Source organism: Corynebacterium lehmanniae, assembly GCF_043161975.1.
Taxonomy (GTDB): Bacteria; Actinomycetota; Actinomycetes; order Mycobacteriales; family Mycobacteriaceae; genus Corynebacterium; species Corynebacterium lehmanniae.
In genome coordinates, this window is sequence record NZ_CP170998.1 from 2,156,385 (window position 1) to 2,177,422 (window position 21,038).

Below are 21,038 nucleotides of genomic sequence, written 5' to 3' on the forward strand. Positions count from 1 at the left end.
CCCGGCCCAAGACCCCCTGGCTAGAGCCGGGTGCGCATTTCAGTGGACAACCATGTGGCCCACCAACGAGATGTTCTTCACATCCGTCTCGCCGTCCACCTTCAGCACCACGCGCAACAGCGGTTCGTTGGTTTCCACGTCGGCGCTGATCTGGCCGCCGCGCAGCTTGCCCTCCGCGATCACAGGCGGGTGCGCGGTCTCCTGCTCTGCTGGCACGCCGTAGAGGGTGTAGTTGGCGGAACCGGAGGCGTCGATAAGCACCTGCTCCAATGTGAACGCCGAGCCGTCCTCGGGCGTGAATTGCACGGAGCTGTCGTCTAGGACCTCCATGTTCAGCGGGCCGATGACCACCGGCATGCCGGGGTCGCGCGTGGTGGTTGTGGGCGCGGCGGATGGACGGTCCACCACGTTTTCGCCGGAGACGAAGTCCACCAGGTAGGTGGTCAGCACGCCCACCAGCACCGCCGCGATGACGGCGGCGAAGGTGAGCAGGCCAATCGTCGCCGGGCCCATGGTGCGTCCGCCGAAGCCGCCGCGCAGCTCGTCCGGGTCCTCCACGTGCTCGGCCACCGGCTCGACCGGCTCGTAGATTTCCACCACCGGGATCTCGTCCGTTGGCGCGTCCTCGTTGGGCACCGGCAGGTTCGCCGCCTCGTAGAGCGCGCGCTCGATGTCGCGGAAGGCGGCCTGGTCCACCGCGTCCGCGTCCACGAGCGCGCGGGTGCGGGCGGTGACGTCGTCCAGGTCGTCGGAGCTGACGTTGCTGGTCAGAAGCGTCAGCGCGGAGGCGAAGGACTCCGCGTCCGTGGCCGGGCTGGCGTCCGGCAGCACCACCGGGAACGCCAGGCGGACGTGCCCCTCGTGGTCGATGCGCAGCTGCTGGCGGTTGTCCAGGCCCAGCGGCACGTCCGCCTCGTGCGCCGCCGCCATCGCGCCGGCTAGCGGTGCCAGCGCGTTTGCCACGGCTTCGGTGTGCAGTGTCTGGCCGGATTCCGCCACGGCCTTGACCGAGGAGCCCTCCACCCAGTCCGCCACCACCAGGGCGCCGGAGCGGTAGGACAGGATCTCAATATTCTCGGCCACCGCGGGCAGGTGCAGCTTGGCCATCTTGCGGGTGCGCCGCGCCACGCCGGCGGCCTTCAGCGCAGCCTCGCGCGGGGTGGCCGGGGCCATCGGCGCGGCGCCCGTGGTGTCCACGAACGTCAGCGCCACATCTCTGCCGGTGGCCACCTCGCGCGCCTGCCAGAAGCGCGCGCCGGTGCTGGCGCCGTGGTCGCGGATCAGGCGGAAGCGCCCGTCGGACACGCCCGCACCCGGCACCAGGCGCGGACCGCGGACCACACCGGCGGACATCGGTGGCGGTACCGGGGAGGCGTTGAAGGTGTCGGCGGCGAGGAACTGGTTGGACACGTCCCGCGGGTCCGCCTCGCCCACCTCGAGCGCGCGGTCCTCGTCCGGGCGGATGATGCGGCTCATGCCCGGGATGCGCTGCAGCGCGCGGCCCAGGTTCTGCACCTCGGGCAGCTTGGAGCGCGACAACACCAGGCCGGTGACCACCAAAAACAGCACGCCGAGCATGACGACCTCGATGAGGTTGCCCAAGCTGGGGGCACCGATTAAGCGTCCGAGGGCCTCGGGCAGGTGCAGGCCGGCGACGTCGCGAAGCAGCCAGCGCACACCGAAGATCACCGCAACGCCGACAAGCGCCGCGGCCACCGCCCAGATGGAGGTGCGCAGCACGTCGCCGGCGCGCAGGGTGCCCAGCTTGCGGCGCAGAAGCAGCGCGCCGATGAGCGCGCCGGCGACGAAGCCGAAGCCGTTGGCCGCGCCGAGCAGCACCACCACGTGGCTGGGGTCCTGCGCGATGTACGGCGCGAGGGCGGACAGCAGGATCTTCGTGCCGGTGATGCCGGCGATGATGAACGTGGGCGTCCACGCTTCCTCGCGGGCGTAGAACACGCGCAGGTGCAGCATCACCAGCGCGTACGGAATCAGCGTGAACGAGGACGCGGAGATGGTTTGGCCGAGCAGGTGCGCCGCCTCGGGGCTGAACGAGCCGTAGGCGAACAGGGCGTGGGCGATGTCGGGGCCCAGCGCCGTCATGAAGATGATGATGGGGATCAGCGCGATGAATGTCAGCTTCGTGCCCATGGTCAGGTCCGCCACCACGGCTGCGTCGTCGCCGTCCGCGGCGTTGCGGGACATGCGCGGCATGATCGCGGTGAGCAGGGTGACGCCGATGATGCCGTACGGCATCTGCAGCAGCATCCAGTGCTGCTGGTAGATAAACTGCGCCGCCGCGTCCGCGTTGAACGCGATGCGGGAGGTAATGACGTAGCCGAACTGGCTGATCGCCACGTAGGTGATGATCGCCAGCGCCATGCCGCCGAACTGCTTCAGGCGCTCGTCGATGCCCCACAGCGGCCGCAGGTCAATGCCCAGCTTGCGCAGCGCGGGCAGCATGATCAGGCACTGCACCACCACACCAGCCGTGGTGCCAAGGCCCAGCAGCAGCACGTGCGGATTGCTTATCGACGTCGGCGCGGCCGGGTTCAGCTGCCCCGGCAGCGCCATATACGCCACGAGCACGGCGATGGAGACGATGTTGTTCGCCACCGGGGCCCAGGCGCCGGGCCGGAAGTGCTCCTTCGTGTTCAGGATGGCCATGAACAGGGAGAACATGCCGTAGAAAAAGATCTGCGGCAGCACCAAGAACGCGAACGAGGTGGTTTGGACGAGGTTGCCCTGCGAGTCCTCGTCCATCATCATCCTGGTCAACAGCGGCGCGGCCGCCACGGCGACGACCGTGACCACCGTCATCAGCGTCAGGGTGAGCGTGAACAGGCGGCGGATGAACGCCGCGCCGTTGTCGGCGTCTTCCTTCTCCGCGCGCACCAGCACCGGCACCACCAGGGCGGTGAGCACGGAGCCGAGCACGATCTCCGTGATCAGGTTGGGAAGGGTGTTGGCGGTGTTGAAGGACGCCGCCACAACCTCGCCGAGGGCCGCGCCGATGAGCACGGTGCGGATGAACCCGGTGATGCGCGAGATCAGGGTGGCCACGGCCATGGAGCCGGTGGCGCGCACGACCTTCTCCCCGCCCTCGGCGGGCTGCTCCTCCTCGGCTGCCTGGGGCTCGGCGACAGCGACCGCCGCCGTGCCCGCCGCGCCAGCCGCTACCGTGTCGGCGGTCTCCGGCGGCGCGATGGTCTCGCCCTTGGGGCTGGTGGTCAGCAGCGACTTATCCGGCGCGCCGTCCTCGAGCTCTTCGCGCGCCGGCTTGGTTTCGCGCGGTGCCGGCACCGGCGCTGGCGGCGCTGGGGCGACAATGCGCCGGCGCAGTCCCTGTTCCGTCACTTGGTTCTCCGATTCTTACGTTGTGTGGCTCGTTCCCGTTCGCGTCCGGAAGGCGGGCTGCCCCGCGCGCCGCGCACCGCGATCACCACCAGCATCGCGGCCAGCATCAGCGCCGCCACGGCGAGCCAGCGGCCCACCGTGAACCGGGTGGTGCGCACGGCGATGTCCACCGGCTGGGAGATCGGCTGCCCGTTTGTGCTGGCCAGGTACAGGTTCAGGTCGGTGCTGCGGGAGGTTTCGGGCAAATCCGCAGTCATCTGCACGGTGACCGACCCGCGAGCCGGGATGCGCAGCACGTCTGGCACGTGCAGGCGGGCGTCCGCTGGCCCGGAGAAGTTGATGGAGGTCTCCACCGGCAGCGGCAGCCCGTTGCGGGCCACGATGAGAAGCGGGCTGGAGTTTGAGGTGCGTGTGTAGACGTTGCCGGGCGGGATCAGGTCCACTGCCGAGCGAAGGTCGCCCAACGCGGCGCGCGAGGCGCCGAGGCGCTCGCTGGTGGCCTGGACCGCGTCGCTGTAGCGCGACATTGCACGGCGCTGGCCGATGGACAGCGCCTGCAGCAGGTCCCGGCGCAGCGGCAGGGTAAACCCGTAGCGCGTGAGCGCGATGCTGGAATCCGGCACCATCAGCCCGGTCAGGTCGTTGATGAACCCGGCCTGCTGCGTCACCTGCAGCACCTCCGCGTCGGTGAACGCGGTGGGGTCCGTGTGCTCCGCCGGCTCGCCCGCCGGCGCGGCATCCACCGGCGCGTCCAGGTAGGCACCGAACGCCATGGGGTGCGCGCCCGCGCCGGTGACCAGCTCCGCCACGGTGCCCAGCACGGCGGCGGCGGTGTCCGCGTCCCAGTTCGCCGGCGGGTTGACCAGGATCGGATCCGGGTGCTCCTCGGCATCCCCCGCCACCCAGGCGGACTGGGCGGCCAGGCGCACCGCGGCGGCGGCGTTGGTGTCGCGGGCGGCCTTGGAGTCCACGGCGTAGTTGTAGCGCAGGTTCTCCTCTGAAAAGCCGGTGGTTTCGGGGTCCACGCCGGTGGCGGCCAGCACGGTGGCCAGGGAGGACTGGTAGCCCACCGTCATCACGCCCGGCGCGATCCAGCCGGTGTCTCTGCCCGGGGCGGCGCTGAGCACGCGCACGGGCTGCTGCGGGGCGGGTGCGGCGGCCCCGGCGAGGTCCGCCATGTCGGCGCGCTCGAGGGCGCTTTCGGACCCGTCGTGCTCCTCCTGCACGCCCGCCGCCTCCGCGCGCTCCCATGCGGCCTGCATGCCTTCGTCCCTGACGGTGGAGCGCGAGTGGTCCGCCCAACCCAACGCGGGCGCGGTGCCGTCCTCGACGTAGCCCGTGCCGGTGACCACGGTGTTGAGCGTGCCGGCGGTGCCCAGCACGCGCTGCAGCACGAACGGCCCGCGCTCCACGGCCTCGCGCATGAGCCACTTATCGCCGGTGCGCGCCACGGCGTTCAGGTCCGCGTTCGCCCACGGCAGGGACACCACGCAGCCGGTGGCGGCGATGTGGCGCACCTTGTCCAGCCACACCTTCGCGTCGTCCGCGCCGGCGCCGGGTTCGCCGTCGGGGGCGACTTCACCTCCCCAGGAGTCGCGCAGGCGCTTCGGCTCTTCCACCACGGCGGGGCGTTCGTCGTCGACGGTGTAGCCGTGCTGCATGCGGTCCACGGTGTCTAGCAGCGCGGGGTCCAGCGCCACGCAGGTGGCGTAGCCGACCTCGGGTGTTTGCGCTGCCTCAATGTACTGGTCCACTAGCTGGCTCAGCCGCCCCTCGGGCGCGAGCTGGCCCGCCAGGGAGTCGTTCGCCAGCACCAGCGGCTGCGTCTCGGGCGCCTCGCCGGTTTCGCCGGGCAGGATGTCCACGTCGGCGGTCACCGGGTACAGCGCGGTCAGCTCCGCGGCCCGGATGTCATCGCGCACGCCTCTGACACCCAGATGGAAGCGGTCGGTGTCGAGGGGGGCACCGGAGGCGTCGAGAAGCTGCAGCATGATGGGGTACGTGCCCACATCCGGCAGGTCGAGGCCCAAGTCCATCTCGATTTCCAGCGAGTCGCCGGGGGCCAATTGCCTATCGACGTCACGCGCGTCCCCCACCACCTGATACTCCTGCGGGCCAGCGATGGTGGCGTAGCGCTGCTCCATCACGGTGGCCACTGCGGACGCGCGGCGCGGGACCAGGCTGAGGCCCTCGAGCGTGTCGTCGGAGCGGTTGGTCACGCGAAGTTTCACGTGAAACGGATCGTGGGCGGAGATGGCGTGCGGGGCCTCGACGACCTCGACGCTCGCCTGCTCGCCCTCGGACGGGCGCACGGTCAGGTTCGCCCACTGCTCCGACACTTCCAGGTTGTCCGGCGCCAGCGGCACGGCGGGGGCGGCGAGCACGACGGCAGCCAGCGCGGCGTACCGGTTCATCTCGGAGTTGCCCTTCCGGCCTTCTTTTCCTTCCTGGCCAGATCCGGCATCCGGTCGTACGCGATGCGGGCGAGCTTGCGCTCATCGGCGTAGGCGAGGTGCTCCATCAGGTCGCTCATGGGTACCCACGCCACCTCGGTGACCTCCGGGTCCTCGTCGTTGAACACGCCGTCGACGTAGCGCAGCAGGTTGTGGTGCACCGTCTTGTGGATGCGCACGCCGTCGGAGACGAACCAGTAGTCGATCGTGCCCAGGGTGTCGAAGGCTTCGCCGGTGATCCCGGTTTCCTCCCACACCTCGCGCTCGGCGGTGACCCACTGGTGCTCGCCGTTTTCCACGTGGCCTTTCGGCATGGACCACAGCAGCCGCCCGCGGCGGTCCAGGCGGCCGATGAGCGCGACGTAGATGCGGCTCATGTCCACCTTGCCGTCCTTGCTCACGGCCTCCGCCATGCCGGAGACCACCAGGCCGCCGGCCGAGGTCTCGTCGCGCGTCTCTATCGACGAGTCGTGCTGCTGGTACTGCGACCTGCGACGATTGTGCTGCTTGCGCCCGCCGCGGGAGTTCTTCCCGCGGCGGTTATTCCGCTTCCGCTTCGGCTTGTCTCCCTGCTGCTGTTGCTGCTCGGCGGGTTTGCCCCCGCGCCGGCGCCGCGGCCGGCGCTTACCGCCGCCGGAGCCCCCCTTGCCGTTGGAGGGCCCCGGAACCGGGCGCTGGTTGTCACTCATTCGTGTCATGCTATCGGTCTTTCGGCCGGTTGTGGTACTTCCCGCGCGGGGGTGGCGGGTATCGTGTCCCGGGTGACGCAGAAGCTCTTCGATATGCCAGACCCGACCGACCCCTTGGCCGCCCCTGCGCTGATGGCGCGGGCGCAGGATGTCGTCGCCAAGCATGCTGCTCTGCTTGAGCCCCTCGCGCAACTGTTTTCCGGCCGCGGCGAGACCTTATATATGGTCGGCGGCTCGGTGCGCGACGCGATGCTCGGCCGCGGGGTGCACGACCTCGACTTCACCACCTCCGCGCGCCCCGAGGTGATCCAGGAGATCCTGGACGAGTGGGGCGAAAAAGTGTGGGACACCGGCATCGAGTTCGGCACCGTCTCCGCCATCCGCCACGGCGAAACCGTCGAAATCACCACGTTCCGCTCCGACCTCTACGACGGCGTGACGCGCAACCCCGAGGTCACCTTCGGCGACACACTCGAGGGCGACCTCGTGCGCCGCGACTTCGCCTGCAACGCCATGGCCATTGAGCTTTCGCTTAACGACGAGCTCCGCCTCTCCCCCACCTTCCACGACCCCGTCGACGGGTTGAGCGACCTTGTGGAGCAGGTCCTAGACACCCCGCAGGAACCCGAGGTGTCGTTCCGCGACGATCCCTTGCGCATGCTTCGCGCCGCCCGTTTCGTCTCCCAGCTGGGCTTTACCGTGGCGGACCGGGTATTCGACGCGATGTGCGACATGGCCGGCGAGATCGGGCGGATTACCGCCGAGCGCGTGCAGGCTGAGCTGGACAAACTCATGCTCGGCGCCCGTCCCTGGGAGGGCATCGACCTGCTGGTGTCCACCGGCGTGGCTTCGTATATTTTGCCCGAGATTCCCGCGCTGCAGCTGGAGACCGACGAGCACATGCAGCACAAGGACGTCTACCGCCACTCCCTGACCGTGCTGCGCCAGGCCACCGAACTGGAGGACGAGGGCCCGGACCTGAAGCTGCGCTGGGCGGCGCTGATGCACGACATCGGCAAACCCGCCACCCGCGCGCCCAAGGAGGGCGGCGGCGTGACCTTCCACCACCACGAGGTGGTCGGCGCGAAGATGACCCGCAAGCGCCTGAAGGCCCTGAAGTACCCGAAGCACGTCATTTCGGACGTGGGCCAGCTGGTGTTCCTGCACATGCGCTTCCACGGCTTCGGCGAGGGCCAGTGGACAGACTCCGCCGTGCGCCGCTACGTCACCGACGCCGGCGAACTGCTGCCCAAGCTGCACAAACTCGTCCGCGCCGACTCCACCACCCGCAACGCCAAGAAAGCCGCGCGCCTGCAGCGCACCTACGACCACCTGGAGGAGCGCATCGCCGACATCGCCGCCAAGGAGGACCTCGCGCGCGTGCGCCCGGACCTGGACGGCAACGAGATCATGCAGATCCTCGGGCTCAAACCCGGCCCGGAGGTGGGCAAGGCGTGGAAGTATCTCAAGGAGCTGCGCCTCGAGCGCGGCGAGCTGGACCACGACGAAGCCGTCGCCGAGCTGAAAGCCTGGTGGGAGAGGGAAAATGCCTGAGTATTTCTACGCAGACCGCCTGTTCAACGCGCTCGAACGCGTGGAGCCTGAGCCGGGCATGCTGCTCGTTTCCGCCCCCGGCATGTTCTCCCCCGAGTTCGCCCGCACCGTGGTGCTGGTGCTCGAGCACGACGCGGACCACACCCTCGGCGTGGTGCTCAACCGCCGCAGCGAAGTTGCCGTCGCCAACGTGATGGACGCGGGCTGGGCCGAGCTGGCCGCCAAGCCGCAGGCCGTGCACATCGGCGGGCCGGTCAGCCCCGAGTCCGCGGTGGGCCTGGGCGTGACCGCGGCCGGCGCGCCCGAGAACCCCTACCTCAACCGCCTGGCCAACCGCCTCGTGCTCGTGGACCTGAACGCCTCTCCCGCCGAGGTGAGCGAGCTTCTCGACGGCATCCGCATCTTCGCCGGCTACGCCGAGTGGGCGCCGGGCCAGCTCGACGACGAGATCCTGCGCGGCGACTGGTTTGTCACCCCCGCCCTGCCCAGCGACGTCGTCGCTCCCGCGGGTGCGGATCTGTGGGGTGACGTGATGCGTCGGCAAGCAATGCCTTTGCCCCTGTTCGCTACCTTCCCCGCGAACGTCGAGGACAACTAGTGGCCGTTTCACGTGAAACATCGACGGAGATTCGGCTGGGGCTTCGCGACACCTGGCTGGTCGCCCTCGGGTTGGTGCCGCTCGGGCTGGCGTTCGGCCTGCTCATGACTCAATCCGGCTTCGCGTGGTGGTGGACCCCGATCTTCTCCACCGTGATCTACGCGGGGTCCATGGAGTTTCTGGCCATCGACATGGTCCTCACCGGCGTCGGCCCCGTGACCAGCGCGATCACCGGCTTCATGGTGAGCTTCCGCCACCTGTTCTACGGGCTGACGTACCCGCGTTCGGAGATCCGCCGCGGTGTGCCATCCGCGTACGCCACCTACGCGCTCACCGACGAGGTCTACGCCATCACCTCCACCCTGCGCGACCGCTCCTCGGGCACTCGCCTGATGACGATTTCCGTGGTCTGCCAGATCGCGTGGATCGCCTCCGGCATCGTGGGTGCTTTGACCGGCGCGGTGATCCCCGCGGGCGTGGAAGGCTTCGACTTCGCCTTGACCGCGCTGTTCGCCGTGCTGGCGTTCGAGGCGTTCCAGGCCAGCCGCGACCTGTCCGCGCCCCTGATCGCCGGCGGCCTCGCTTTGGCGGCGGCCGTCGTGCTGCCCGGCCAGGTGATCCTCGTGGCGCTCGTGTCCTACTTCCTCGTCCTCGTGCTGCGCTTCTGGGCCCCGCGCGTCGACGACCGGCTTACCTGGCAGCTGCCATGAGTAACTACGGACTTCCCGACGGCGTCACCCTCGGCATGGTGGCCGCGGTGCTTATCCCCGTCGGCATCGTCACCGTGCTGCTGCGCGCACTCCCCTTCTCCATGCTGCGTGTGCTCAAAGGCAGCCCGTTCATCGACTTCCTCGCCGTGCTCATGCCCATCGGCGTGATGACAGTGCTGGTCGCCTACACCCTCGTCGGCTACGCCGGCTCCCCCACCAACCTCGCCTCCGCGCTCATCGCCCTCGCGGCCACCCTGCTTCTGCACTGGTGGAAGCGCCGCGCCGACCTGTCGATCTTCGCCGGCACCGCGCTGTACATGCTGTTGGTCAACGTCGTTTTCTAGCCCCTGCTAGGGAGGGGAGTTTTTGCGTCTCGGGGCCTTGTATATCGTCACTGGACGCCTCTGCGTTACACCGCCAGACGAGCTTGAATACCTGCGGAAACGTGTGTTTTACTTGCGCCACCCCGATCCCGGGTGATTTAACGTCAGATTCGCACAAAGGAGTTTCCAATGAAGCGCATCACCGCAGCTGCCCTCGCCGCAACCACCGCATTGTCCCTGGCGGCCGTCCCGGCACAGGCTGAGGAAGGTAACCAGAAGGACCTTTCCGAAATCGTGAGCCCGAATCGCCCCTCCGACGTCACCGATAAGCACCTCGCTGGCGCCAAGGTGAAGGCCGAGGCCCGTGAGCGTCTGAACCCTGGTACTGGCTACTCCGGCCCGTACAAGAGCTCCTCCGAGAAGAACCTGGTGCCGAAGAGCGCCACCTCCTCCCTGAAGAACGACGTCGCACGTGGCTACAAGCTCGGCACCACCTACGACATCCTCGTTGGCACCGGCATCGCCGCAGGCGTCCTGGCACTGGTCGGCGCCGCCGCGGCCGCAGCGGGCAAGATCCCGGGTGTCCCGGGTGTGCCGGCCGTTGAGCAGTTCTTCTAAGCCTCACTAGTCGTTGAAGGACCAGTTGCACTCCTCCATGGTTCGCCTGATGTCGTCGCGCCGCGGCAGGGAGTAGTTCGTGGAGACGAAACGCGTCCCGTCGCGGTAGACGAAGTGGATGTCTGAGTGTTCCTTCAGCGTCTGCAGATACCCCTCCGTAACCAGGGAGTGGCAGGCGGAGCACAGCGGCAGGAGGTTCTCCAGGTCGGTCAAGCCCCCGGTGGCCCAATCCTCGATGTGGTGGATCTCGATGAAGCGCGTGTGCGTGCACCCCGGTGCCGCGCACTGCCCGCCCCACATAGCCAGCAGCGCGTTGACCTGGCCATTCGTTGCCAGGCGCTGTTTACGTCCGGTGTTGAGAATTAGGCCGTCGGAGTTGACCGTCGATAGGCGTATGTCCGCATTAGCCAGCAAGCTTGCGATGGCTTTCGACGGCGCGCCCACGTTGTTGGGCATGTACCCGCGACCGTCCGGTGTCGCCAGAATGTTCACGTGCGCGCCCGGCGTGGTCAGTGTGTTGCGCGGCGTCGTGCGCGCCATGTGGACGATGCCCATGAGCGCCCGCAGCAGCATCCGCCCGATCGGCAACCCGTAGCCGGAAACTGTCTTCCGCGCGGGTCGGTTCTCCTCCGCCTCTTCGGCGCGCTCGAGGGCAATGTTGATTTCCTCGTTGACCTCGGGGTCCAGATCTTCGAGCACCTCGTCGAGGTTGCAGTACGCGATTTCGCCGATCTTCAACGCTGCGACGAACGCGGCGCCGTCCGCTGCATTCATATTGCCGTGGAACGCGATGTCGCCGTTGTCGCGCTTGTGCAGGCTCAGGTAGTACTGCGGGCTATCCTCGCCCTCCCCGTCCTGCGGCTTCTTCCCCGCCAGCGCGCATTCGAGCTCGTGGAAGCCCATCCCGAGGGCGAGATCGACCAGCTCACGCTCGTTTTCCGGGGTCATGTACTTCAGCAGCAGCCGCACCACTGAGTAGCTCAGCGCACCCTCGGTGAAGTGTGTGTGCAGGTACTGAAAGGGCCGCAGGCGGTGCGCGACGCTGACGTACTCGTGGGCGGTTGAGGATGACACGCCCAGGCGGCGCATGAGGAAGTGCGCGGTGGTCGATGAGCCACATTCGATAGCAAGTGCGAGTTCATCAAACGTTTGGATTGCGGACAACAGCTCCGCTTTGCTCTGCGTCATTGCGCGGTGCGTGTCTTCGATTTGCTGGCTTAATGCGACGGCGATTGGGTTGGATTCCGTGGCAACTGCGGCGGTCATTTCGGGCCCCCTTGAGGCGAATACGAGTTCGATTGCGGACATTATAAAACTCGCTCCCGACACTCCTTTGACCTGCGGAAATGCGTTTTATAGTGACCGCTATAACTTGTCCGCAACTCCGCATTGCGGACAACTGGGGGCTCACCAACTATTGGCTATTGCTTATCGACGTCAGCTCCGCCCATGCCCGCCCCTCAGGCCACTCCGCAACTCCGCATTGCGTACAACTCCGACACCACCAACTATTGGGGCCCACCAACGAAAAGGGCCCGCGCCGCTGACAGATCGAGCTAGGGTGTGCGGGTGCGCCACGGTGCCCATGGGCTGGTTGGCTCGGACGTTGACGTGCAACTCCGCATTGCGGACAACCCCGGCCCCGCCAACTATAGGGATCCACCAACGAAAAAGGCCCGCGCCGGTGGCGGGGCGGGCCGGAGGTACGTCGATAGGCTATTGCAACTTTGCTTGCGCCTCGGACCAGAGGCCCTCGAACTCCTCCTCGCTGAGGTGGGTGGCCGTGATGCCCTCCATGGAATCGTAGGTGCGCGGGTGTGGGACGGTGCCCATGGGCTGGTTGGCCTGGCCGATGACGCGGCCGTCGACGTAGATGCCGGTGATGGTCTCGGCGGGGTCGAGTTCGATCATACGGACCATGGTGCACTCGTGGGCTGAGATCTCCTCGAGCTCGGCGATGTTGAGCAGCTCGCCGCCGAGTTCGGGGACGTTGTAGTGGATGCGGACGAAATGTTTCACGTGAAACTCCTAGGAAATTCGGGAGGCGTACGCGGAGCAGATGACCAGTTGGCACATGTGGTAGATCATCAGCGGGATGATCAGCACGCCGAGCGAAGCGCCGCCGAAGATGACGGTGGCCATGGGCAGGCCGGTCGCGAGTGATTTCTGGGTGCCGCACATTTGGATGGCGACGCGGTCTTCGCGCGGGAAGCGCAGCGCCTCCGGGAGGACGCGGGTAAGCCACAGCATAGCGACGACCAGCACGCACGAAAACACGGTGAGGAACACGATCTCCCACGCGGAGACGTTCGACCAGACGCCGGAAACGACGCCGCGGGAGAACGCGGAGTAGACCACCATCCAGATGGAGCCGTGGTCCACGAGCTTGGTCGCCTTCGACTTCGCCAGCTCCCCCACCCGCGGGACGAAGTTGTGCGCGAGCTGGCCCAGGATGAACGGCAGTAACAGCTGCAGCGCGATGTCGCCGAACACGGACGCGTCCACGGACACCCCGTCGCCGGCGCCCATTAGCCACATCACCAAAAGCGGCGTGGCCACCACGCCGATGAGCGAGGACACCGACGCCGCCACCACCGCGCCCGAGACGTTGCCCCGTGCCACGCCGGTGAGCGCCACCGAGGACTGCACGGTGGACGGCACCAGCGACATGAACAGCAGGCCCTGGTACAGGTCCTCGGACATGAACGCCACCGTCGGGCGGGCGAGGAGGCCGATCACTGGATAGATGACAAACGTGAACGCCAGGATCAGCGCGTGCAGGCGCCAGTTGGTCAGGCCCTTCAGCGCCTCCTGGGTGGACAGGCGCGCGCCGTAGAGGAAGAACAGCAGCGCGATCCCCAGCTTCACCGCGACGGCGAACCCGTCCGCGAACGCGCCCTGGGCGGGCAGGACGAACGCGAGCGCCGCCGCGAGAACGATGCCGATGAGAAGCGGGTCGAGCTTCTTCATCTACTCGGCAACCGAGACTTTGTCGCCGGCGTCGGTCACGGGTACTTCGCGCATGCCGGTGACGGCCGGGCCGGAGACGCGGGCGCCGTCGGCGATGCTGAACACCGAACCGTGGGCGGTGCACTTGACGGTGTCGCCCTCAACCTTGGTGATCTTCTTCTGCTGGTGCGGGCACACGCTGGAGTAGGCGACGTAGGTGCCGGCGGTGGGCTGGGCGATGATGAACTTGTCCAGGATCACCGCGGAGCCGACGGGCACGTCGGTCTTGGCAACTTCTTCGGGGGCCGCTTCTCCGCAGGCGGCGAGGAACGCACCGGCAAACGTGGTTGCGGTGCCGAGCAGGAACATGCGTCGTGAACAGGTCATGGTGTGATCGTAGCGCCCTTCATGGCCCGGACGTACTCGGTCAGCTCGGTTTTCAGCGCGTCCATATCGGTCACGCGGTTGCCGTCGATGTACTTGTAGATGATGTTGGTGATCGACGAGCCGGTGATTGCGCCCGCGGCCCCCGCGGCGATCGCGTCGCGCACGTGCTCCGTCTTCGAGATGCCGAAGCCCAGCAGCACCGGCGGCCCGCCGAACTTGCGCACATTATCGACGACCTCGCGCAGGCCCTCCACCGTCGCCTCCTTGTCCGCGCCGGTCACCCCGTCGCGGGAGATGGCGTAGATGTAGCCGCGCGAGTTCGCGGCCACCGCCTCGAGCGTGGCTTCCGACGCCTTTGCCGGGGCGATGTAGATCGGGTCGATGCCGGCCGCGGTGGCGGCTGCGCTGAAGGGGGCGGACTCGCGCACGGGGACGTCGGGAAGCAAAACGCTGTCTGCACCCGCCTCCTTGAACTCGCGGTAGAAGCGTTCGAGGCCGCGCGCGTGCGCGACGTTGCCGTACACCAGCATGCCGATGGGCAGGTCCGGGTAGCGCTCGCGGATGGTGCGGATTTGCGCGAGCGCCTTATCGACGGTCGCTCCGCCCTCCAACGCCCTCACATGCGCTCCCTGAATAGCTGGGCCGTCCGCGACGGGGTCGGAGAACGGCACGCCGAGCTCGACGGCGTCGGCGCCGGCGTCGACGACGGCGGAAACGATCTCCACCGCGTCCTCCGGGTTCGGGTCCGAGAGCATGATGAAGGGCACGAACGCGCCTTTGCCGGTGGCGAAGAGTTTCTCGTAGCGGCTCATTTACTTCTCCTCTCTATCTTCGAGCGTTGCTCGCACGTGGGCGATGTCTTTGTCGCCGCGGCCGGACAGGGTGACCAGGATGTGCAGCGGCTCGGCGTCGGACGGGTGCTCGGCGGCGCGCTTGAGCGCGTACGCGAGCGCGTGGGAGGACTCGAGCGCGGGGATGATGCCCTCGTGGCGGGACAGGGCCTGGAAGGCGTCGAGGGCCTCGTCGTCGGTGACGGGCACGTAGGAAGCGCGGCCGGACTTGGCCAGGTGGGCGTGCTCCGGGCCCACGCCGGGGTAGTCCAGGCCGGCGGAGATGGAGTAGGACTCCTCCACCTGGCCGTCGCCGTCGCACATCAGGTACGAGTACGTGCCGTGGAGCAGTCCGGTCGTGCCCTGGGCGATGGCCGCGCCGTGGGCGCCGAGGCCGAACCCCTTTCCCCCGGGCTCGGCGCCGACGAGCTCGACGCTGGTGTCGTCGATGAAGTCCGCGAAGGTGCCGATCGCGTTGGAGCCGCCGCCGACGCAGGCGACCACCACGTCCGGCAGGCGCCCGGTTCGCTCGAGGATCTGGGCGCGGGCCTCGGTGGAGATGACGCGGTGGAACTCCTTGACAATCTTCGGGAACGGGTGCGGCCCGGCGGCGGTGCCGAGGAGATAGTGGGACTCGTGGAAGGTGGCGGTCCAGTCGCGCAGCGCCTCGTTCACCGCGTCCTTCAGAGTGCCCGCGCCGGATTCCACACCGACGACCTCGGCGCCCATCAGGCGCATGCGGTACACGTTCGGCGCTTGGCGTTCCATGTCGGTTTTGCCCATGTAGATCACGCAGTTCAGGCCGAGTAGCGCGCAGGCGAGCGCGGTGGCGGTGCCGTGCTGGCCCGCGCCGGTCTCCGCGATGATGCGGGTCTTCCCCATCTGTTTCGCAAGGAGCGCCTGGCCGATCACCTGGTTGGTTTTGTGCGCGCCGCCGTGGACGAGGTCCTCGCGCTTGAGGAAGATGCGCGCGTTGCCCTCGAGGGGCAGGTTGCGGCACTCGGTCAGCGGGGTGGGCCGGCCGAGGTAATCGCGGAGCAGGCTACGGTACTCGTCCATGAACGCGTCGTCGTTGAACGCGTCGACGAAGGCTTGCTCGAGCTGGTCGAGCGCCGGGATGAGCGATTCGGGGACGAACTGTCCGCCGAACTCGCCGTAGTAGGCAGGGAGCAGGGTCATTGTGTCAGTCCTTAATTGTGGAAGTCGCGGATGGTGGCGAAGCCGCGTCGCAATGCGGCGGCGTCCTTGTGTCCGCGGGGGTCTTCGAAGCCGGAGTTGAGGTCGAGGCCGGTGCAGCCGGTGCGCAGCGCGTCGGCGAGGTTGTCGGGCGTCAGCCCACCGGCGAGCAGCGCACCGGTGGTGGGGATGCGGGACCAGTCGAACCGCTCCCCCGTCCCGCCGGCGCCGGAATCGAGCACTAGCTTGTCGACGAGCTCCGCCACCCCCGCCGCATCGTTTGGCCCCGTCATGTCGACAGCGCGCCACACCTGGACGTCGAGCTCGCCGCGGACGCGCTCGATCAACGCGCGCTCCGCCTCGAGCGAGCCCTGGTACGGGGCGTGGACCTGTACGGCGGTGATGCCGGGCTGGACCAGTTCGTCGTAGCCTTCGGTGCGGCGCGACACCGCAACGTAGTCCAGGCCCGGCTCCGCGGCGATGATCTCTGCGGCCGTTTCACGTGAAACATTGCGCGGAGAGGCCTCCTCGAAGATTAGGCCGCCGTACACCGCGCCCGCCGCCTTCGCTGTCTGGGCCGCGGATGCCGAGCGCAGGCCGCAGACCTTGTTCGGCCCGTAGACCAGTTCGCGGCAGGCGCGGTCGATGTCCGGCTGGGAGGTCAGCTGCGAGCCGACGAGGAATCCGTCGGAGTGCCCGCCGAGCCTACGGACGGTCGCGGCGTCGCGGATGCCGGACTCGGCAACCACCACTGCCCCGTCCGGCGCGAGCGCGGCCAGGCGCGCGGAGCGGTCGAGGTCGATGGATAGGTCGTGCAGGTTGCGGTGGTTCACGCCGAAGATCTTCGCGCCCAACCGCGAGGCCCGTGCCGCCTCGTCCTCGTCGATGACCTCAGTGAGCACGTCCATGCGCAAAGACTCCGCAACGGACGCGAGGTGCGCGTACTCCTCGTCGGACAGCACCGACAGCATCAGCAGCACCGCGTCCGCTCCGAAGTAGCGGGCGGCGTAGATCTGCACCTCGTCGACGATGAAGTCCTTGCACAGCACCGGCAGGTGCGTGGTGGCGGCGACGGTGGCGAGGTGGTCGTAGTCCCCGCCGAAGTAGTCGGGCTCGCACAGCACGGAGATCGCCGAGGCGTAGCGCGAGTACACGCTCGCGATCTCCCCCGGCTTGTAGTCCTCGCGGATGGTGCCGAGCGAGGGCGAGGCGGACTTGCACTCCATGATGTAGGAGGTGCCGGGGGCGGCCAGGGCATCGTATAGCGACCGCTCGGAATACCGTAACGTGTCGAAACTAACGTGACCCACACGCTCACGTATTCCGTCAATGTGACGTTTACGGTTCGCCACAATTTCAGTCAAAATTCTAGCCACTGTAGTCCGCCTCCTCGTGAGTGCGCAGCCACTGGGACACGGAGCCGTCGGCAAGCAATTGCTTCGCATGCGCGGTGCCCTCGGCGAGCGAGTCCGCCATGCCGTAGAGGTAGAACATCGCGCCGGCGTTCACGGCCACGGCGTCGCGGTGCGCGGCCGGCCCCTCCCCCGCAAACGTCGCGCGCATGGCCGCGGCGTTCTCCTCGCCGTCGCCCCCGCGGAGGTCCTCGAGCGTATGCTTATCGACGCCAAGCTCCGCCGGCGCCACCGTATAGTGCGAGATCTCGCCGTCCTTGAGCTCCCAGACGAGGGTGTTGCCGTGGACCGCGATCTCGTCGGTGCCGGCGCCGTGGACGACGAGCGCGCGGGATCGCCCGAGCGTTTTCATGGTCTCCGCAATAGTTGGTCCCAACCCAGGGTTTGCGATACCCATAATTTGGAACTCCGGTCGTGCGGGACTCAATAATGGGCCCATCGTGTTAAAAAGCGTGCTCACGCCGAGTTTTTTACGCACCGGCTGCACGAAGGCGATAGCAGGATTGTACGCCGGGGCGAACAGGAAGGTGAAGTTCGAGGACTCGAACTGGCGCACCGCGCGATCAGGATCCAGATCCAGCGGGATGTTCAGCGCCTCCAGCACGTCGGCCGAGCCGGACTTGGAGGACACCGAGCGATTGCCGCACTTGATCATCTTCACCCCGCCGGCGGCCGCGACGAGGGAGGCGGCGGTGGTGATGTTGATGGTGTTCGCGCCGTCGCCGCCGGTGCCCGCGGTGTCCATGATCCCCTCCCCCGTCACCGGGAACGGGCGGCCCGCGGCAAGGAACGCCTTGGCCGCGCCCGCGATGTCGGCGAAGGTCTCGCCGCGGGTACGGATGGTGGCCAGAAGCGCCGCGATGTGGACGTCGTCGTAGTCGCCGACGGTCAGCGGGGTGAACGCCTCAACAGCCTCCTCCAGGGTGGGCTCGGGGTTGTTGATGAAGCGTCGGAAAATCTCTACGTGCTCAGCCATTGTCGCGTCCTTTCTGTACGAGTTGGGCAACGCAGCGCTCCAGCAGCTGCGGGCCCGCGGGGGTGAGGATGGATTCGGGGTGGAACTGGAAGCCGATGGAGTAGCCGTCGTCAGTCTCGGCGGCCATGATCACCTCGCCGATCTGGTTGTCCGTCCAGGCCAGCGGCGTGATCCCTGCAGGCGCGTCTGTGGCGCCCAGGGAGTGGTAGCGGGCAACCGGCACGTCCAGGCCGGGTTGGCCGGGGGCGCCGCCGACCGTGAGACCGTCGAAAAGCGAGTGCGAAGCGGTGAGTCGCATGGGCACCGAGGTGCCGTGCTCGGGGCCGCATGGTTGGACGCGGCCGCCGAAGTGCTCGATGAGCGCCTGGTAACCCAGGCAAATGCCGAGGATGGGGATGCGGCCTTGCGCGCGCTCGATGACCTCCATCATGCAGCCGGAGTCCGCGGGGTAGCCGGGGCCGGGCGAGAGCACTATGAGCTCCGGGTCCGCGCCCAGCACCGTGTCGGCGGAAACGGTGTTGCGGTAGACCACGGTGTCGAAGCCGGCGAGCGCGTCGACGAGGTTGTAAACGAAAGAGTCCTGGTTATCCAGCAAAACGATCATTTGTGCACCTCCAGTTCGCGGCCCGCGGCGAGTGCCTGGAGCACCGCGTAGGCCTTGTGCAGGGTCTCGTCCGCCTCCGTCTGCGGGATGGAATCGCGCACTACGCCCGCGCCAGCCTGCACCGTGGCCACGCCGTCGGCCACGAACGCGGAGCGGATGACAATGCAGGTGTCGAAGTCGCCGCTTCCGTGCAGGTAGCCCACCGCCCCGCCGTAGGAGCCGCGGCGCGTGCCCTCCACCCCGCGCAGCAGCTCGGTGGCGCGCAGCTTCGGGGCACCGGTGAGCGTGCCCATGTTCATGCAGGCGCGGTACGCGTCCAGCGCGTCCAGGTCTTCAGCTAGCGTCGCGGTGACACGGCTGACCAGGTGCATCACGCGGGAGTAGCGGTCCACCTGCAGCAGCTCCCGCACACGCCGGGTGCGCGGCTCGGCCACGCGGGCCATGTCGTTGCGGGCCAGGTCCACCAGCATGGTGTGCTCGGCGACCTCCTTGGCGTCGGTGCGCAGCTCAAGCTCCATGCGGGTGTCCAGTTCGTGGTTGACCGTCCCGTCCGGGTTGAGCCCGCGCGGGCGGGTGCCGGCGATCGGGTACAGCTCCACCTGGCGGGTGGTGTGGTCGAACTTCAGGTTGGATTCCGGCGAGGCGCCGAACAGCTCGTAGCCGGGTCCGCGCAGGTAAAACATGTACGGCGAAGGGTTGGACTCGCGCAGCCTGCGGTACGCCCCGAACGCGTCCGCGCACTCCGCGGTGAACGCGCGCGCCGGCACCACCTGGTAGATGTCCCCGTCCGCGATGTGCTCTTTGAGCCCCTCCACGTGCGCGCGGAACTCGGCGTCGGACACAGTCGCCTTGACGACGGCACGCTCCGCCGCCCCAGTGGAAGGCTGATAGGCGGGCACGGGGCCGTCGATAAGCGATGCGAGCGGCTCGAGGTCGATGCCTTCACCCGCGGCGTCCACACCCGCGAGGTAGGCCGTGGACGTCTCGTGGTTGACGCGCAGGAGCACCTCGGCGAGGACGAACTGGAAGTCCGGGTAGGTGTTCGGGCCTGCCTCCACGGCGGGCAGCTCCTCGAACGTGCCCAGGTAGTCGTAGGCGAAGCCGCCGGCGAGGAAGGGGAAGTCCTCGTTGCCGTAGCCTGCGCGGGTGGTCAGCGCGCGGAGCACGTCGGCGGTGGACGGGGCGGTGAGGCGCTCGCGCTCGTCCGCGGCGTGGGAGGCGGGGAACTCGTAGACGCCCTCCCCCACCCGGTAGTCCTCCAGGCCCAGATCCGCGGCGATGACCTTGCCCGACGGGGTGAGTGGCTGAACCTCAACGCGGTTGCCGGTGCAGGTCACGCGCACCGACGCGCGCAGCACCGCCACGGACTGCAGGCCGTTGCGGGTGGTGATGTCGGCGGACTCGAGCAGCACGGAATCGTCCGCGTCGAGTCCGCCGATGTGGGCGAAGAGGCTGGCCACGTCCTCGTGGTAGCGCACCTCGCGGTGGGTGTAGTGCATGTGGTCCTCGGTTCTGTCGTATTCGTCGCACCGAGGGTGAAAAAAGGCCCGCGGCGCTTGGGGTGCAAGCTGGCGGGCCGTGACTTCGTAGGTGGCGCGCCAGTTAGGCGAGCCACCACCAGTTGAAAGAAGTCGTGTACGTCACAAGGGACAACTATAGCGGAACCGAAATTCCGCCGGGATATTTATTCAGGCAAGCGATATTGGCCGCGCGGGGCGGCGGCGACTAGGCCGTCCACTTTCAGGCCGGTAATGGCGGCGTGGGTGGCAACCTCCGGGTTCGTGTGCGGGGCGTCCACCAGGGCGCGGCGGACGATCTCGGCGGCGATGTCTTTGTACGCCATCGGCTCCCCCGCCTCGCGCAACACATCCAGGATCGCTTCTTGCCAAGTCATGGGCACCTACTTCTGGTCGTCGGCGTGGCCGGCGGCTCGTCGTAAAGCATCAATGCTCACCGCGGGCTTGGGCTCCTCCGCCTGCTGCTCCCGCGCCTGCTCCACGGCCGCGGCCGCACGCGCGCCGAAGTTGCCGCCGAGCGACGCCGCGACGACGGCCGCCACCAGCGCCACCGCCGGCAGCAGCCACATCCAGCCGGACGCGATGAAGGAAAACGCGGCGCCGAACGCCAGCGCCACGCCCGCCAGCACCCAAAACGGGCCAGCGACCTTGTGCGCCTGGTCCCAGATCGCGCGGTCTTTGCGCACCGCCGGGACGTGGAGGCCGAACCACTTGTTGCCCGGCAGCTTGCCTCCGGCGGCGAGCGCGCCGGGGATGAGCAGAAGCAGGGTCAGCAGGATGAAGATGATGCCGACAACGACGTTGAGAGTGCTCATATTTTCAAACGGGCTCATGGCTTCCAAGCATACGGCGGTGGCAGAAGCGAAAGAAAAGCGCCCAAAAATG

The 21,038-nt window shown here is 67.9% G+C and carries 20 protein-coding genes; 5 read left to right on the forward strand and 15 right to left on the reverse strand.

Annotated elements, in window-relative coordinates:
- Positions 1-39: 39 nt before the first annotated feature.
- The 3 genes from murJ to ACF3NP_RS10330 are packed head-to-tail and all read right to left on the reverse strand — an operon-like array spanning position 40 to position 6,499.
- Complete coding sequence (gene murJ, locus ACF3NP_RS10320; RefSeq protein WP_392398664.1) at positions 40-3,357, reverse strand: murein biosynthesis integral membrane protein MurJ; 3,318 nt, start codon at positions 3,355-3,357, stop codon at positions 40-42.
- On the reverse strand, positions 3,354-5,771 hold the full coding sequence (locus tag ACF3NP_RS10325) for a DUF6049 family protein (RefSeq protein WP_392398665.1): 2,418 nt from the start codon (positions 5,769-5,771) through the stop codon (positions 3,354-3,356). Before ACF3NP_RS10325 ends, murJ begins: the two co-directional genes overlap by 4 nt.
- The gene (locus tag ACF3NP_RS10330; RefSeq protein ID WP_392398666.1) at positions 5,768-6,499 is read right to left on the reverse strand and encodes an NUDIX hydrolase; all 732 of its coding nucleotides are present in this window, start codon (positions 6,497-6,499) and stop codon (positions 5,768-5,770) included. Before ACF3NP_RS10330 ends, ACF3NP_RS10325 begins: the two co-directional genes overlap by 4 nt.
- Positions 6,500-6,631: 132 nt before the next feature.
- Here ACF3NP_RS10330 and ACF3NP_RS10335 point away from each other — a divergent pair, with 132 nt between their 5' ends.
- From ACF3NP_RS10335 to ACF3NP_RS10355, 5 genes are all read left to right on the forward strand, one after another.
- Positions 6,632-8,053, forward strand: a complete 1,422-nt coding sequence (locus ACF3NP_RS10335; protein ID WP_392399147.1) for a CCA tRNA nucleotidyltransferase — start codon at positions 6,632-6,634, stop codon at positions 8,051-8,053.
- Positions 8,046-8,651 carry a YqgE/AlgH family protein gene (locus tag ACF3NP_RS10340; protein WP_392398667.1) on the forward strand — a complete coding sequence of 202 codons (606 nt, stop codon included), beginning with the start codon at positions 8,046-8,048 and terminating at the stop codon, positions 8,649-8,651. The genes ACF3NP_RS10335 and ACF3NP_RS10340 overlap by 8 nt, the downstream gene beginning before the upstream one ends.
- Positions 8,651-9,361 carry an AzlC family ABC transporter permease gene (locus ACF3NP_RS10345; protein WP_392398668.1) on the forward strand — a complete coding sequence of 237 codons (711 nt, stop codon included), beginning with the start codon at positions 8,651-8,653 and terminating at the stop codon, positions 9,359-9,361. The genes ACF3NP_RS10340 and ACF3NP_RS10345 overlap by 1 nt, the downstream gene beginning before the upstream one ends.
- Positions 9,358-9,705, forward strand: coding sequence for a branched-chain amino acid transporter permease (locus tag ACF3NP_RS10350; protein ID WP_269952742.1), 348 nt, complete (start codon positions 9,358-9,360; stop codon positions 9,703-9,705). The genes ACF3NP_RS10345 and ACF3NP_RS10350 overlap by 4 nt, the downstream gene beginning before the upstream one ends.
- Positions 9,706-9,873: 168 nt before the next feature.
- Positions 9,874-10,302, forward strand: a complete 429-nt coding sequence (locus tag ACF3NP_RS10355) for a hypothetical protein (RefSeq protein ID WP_269952743.1) — start codon at positions 9,874-9,876, stop codon at positions 10,300-10,302.
- 6 nt (positions 10,303-10,308) lie between these two features.
- Here the strand turns inward: ACF3NP_RS10355 and ACF3NP_RS10360 are convergent, their stop codons facing one another.
- The 12 genes from ACF3NP_RS10360 to ACF3NP_RS10415 form a co-directional block, all read right to left on the reverse strand.
- Complete coding sequence (locus tag ACF3NP_RS10360) at positions 10,309-11,568, reverse strand: HNH endonuclease signature motif containing protein (protein ID WP_392398669.1); 1,260 nt, start codon at positions 11,566-11,568, stop codon at positions 10,309-10,311.
- Between the two features lie 450 nt (positions 11,569-12,018).
- Positions 12,019-12,321 carry a hypothetical protein gene (locus ACF3NP_RS10365; RefSeq protein WP_063937066.1) on the reverse strand — a complete coding sequence of 101 codons (303 nt, stop codon included), beginning with the start codon at positions 12,319-12,321 and terminating at the stop codon, positions 12,019-12,021.
- Between the two features lie 9 nt (positions 12,322-12,330).
- Positions 12,331-13,272: a bile acid:sodium symporter family protein gene (locus ACF3NP_RS10370; protein ID WP_392398670.1), complete on the reverse strand. Its 942-nt coding sequence runs from the start codon at positions 13,270-13,272 to the stop codon at positions 12,331-12,333.
- Complete coding sequence (locus ACF3NP_RS10375) at positions 13,273-13,638, reverse strand: Rieske (2Fe-2S) protein (RefSeq protein WP_181889388.1); 366 nt, start codon at positions 13,636-13,638, stop codon at positions 13,273-13,275.
- Positions 13,635-14,450: a tryptophan synthase subunit alpha gene (gene trpA / locus ACF3NP_RS10380; protein ID WP_181889387.1), complete on the reverse strand. Its 816-nt coding sequence runs from the start codon at positions 14,448-14,450 to the stop codon at positions 13,635-13,637. The genes ACF3NP_RS10375 and trpA overlap by 4 nt, the downstream gene beginning before the upstream one ends.
- A complete protein-coding gene (gene trpB, locus ACF3NP_RS10385; RefSeq protein ID WP_181889386.1) occupies positions 14,451-15,647 on the reverse strand; it encodes a tryptophan synthase subunit beta in 1,197 nt (398 codons plus the stop codon).
- A gap of 11 nt (positions 15,648-15,658) precedes the next feature.
- On the reverse strand, positions 15,659-17,089 hold the full coding sequence (trpCF, locus tag ACF3NP_RS10390) for a bifunctional indole-3-glycerol-phosphate synthase TrpC/phosphoribosylanthranilate isomerase TrpF (protein ID WP_181889385.1): 1,431 nt from the start codon (positions 17,087-17,089) through the stop codon (positions 15,659-15,661).
- Positions 17,013-18,032, reverse strand: a complete 1,020-nt coding sequence (gene trpD, locus ACF3NP_RS10395) for an anthranilate phosphoribosyltransferase (RefSeq protein ID WP_181889384.1) — start codon at positions 18,030-18,032, stop codon at positions 17,013-17,015. Before trpD ends, trpCF begins: the two co-directional genes overlap by 77 nt.
- A complete protein-coding gene (locus tag ACF3NP_RS10400; protein WP_181889383.1) occupies positions 18,025-18,636 on the reverse strand; it encodes a glutamine amidotransferase-related protein in 612 nt (203 codons plus the stop codon). The genes trpD and ACF3NP_RS10400 overlap by 8 nt, the downstream gene beginning before the upstream one ends.
- The gene (locus tag ACF3NP_RS10405; RefSeq protein ID WP_181889382.1) at positions 18,633-20,135 is read right to left on the reverse strand and encodes an anthranilate synthase component 1; all 1,503 of its coding nucleotides are present in this window, start codon (positions 20,133-20,135) and stop codon (positions 18,633-18,635) included. Before ACF3NP_RS10405 ends, ACF3NP_RS10400 begins: the two co-directional genes overlap by 4 nt.
- Before the next feature lie 185 nt (positions 20,136-20,320).
- Positions 20,321-20,530: a winged helix-turn-helix domain-containing protein gene (locus ACF3NP_RS10410; RefSeq protein WP_181889381.1), complete on the reverse strand. Its 210-nt coding sequence runs from the start codon at positions 20,528-20,530 to the stop codon at positions 20,321-20,323.
- A 6-nt stretch (positions 20,531-20,536) separates the two neighbouring features.
- Positions 20,537-20,986 (reverse strand): SdpI family protein, encoded by a 450-nt coding sequence (locus ACF3NP_RS10415; protein ID WP_236883438.1) that lies wholly within the window; start codon positions 20,984-20,986, stop codon positions 20,537-20,539.
- Positions 20,987-21,038 lie beyond the last annotated feature (52 nt).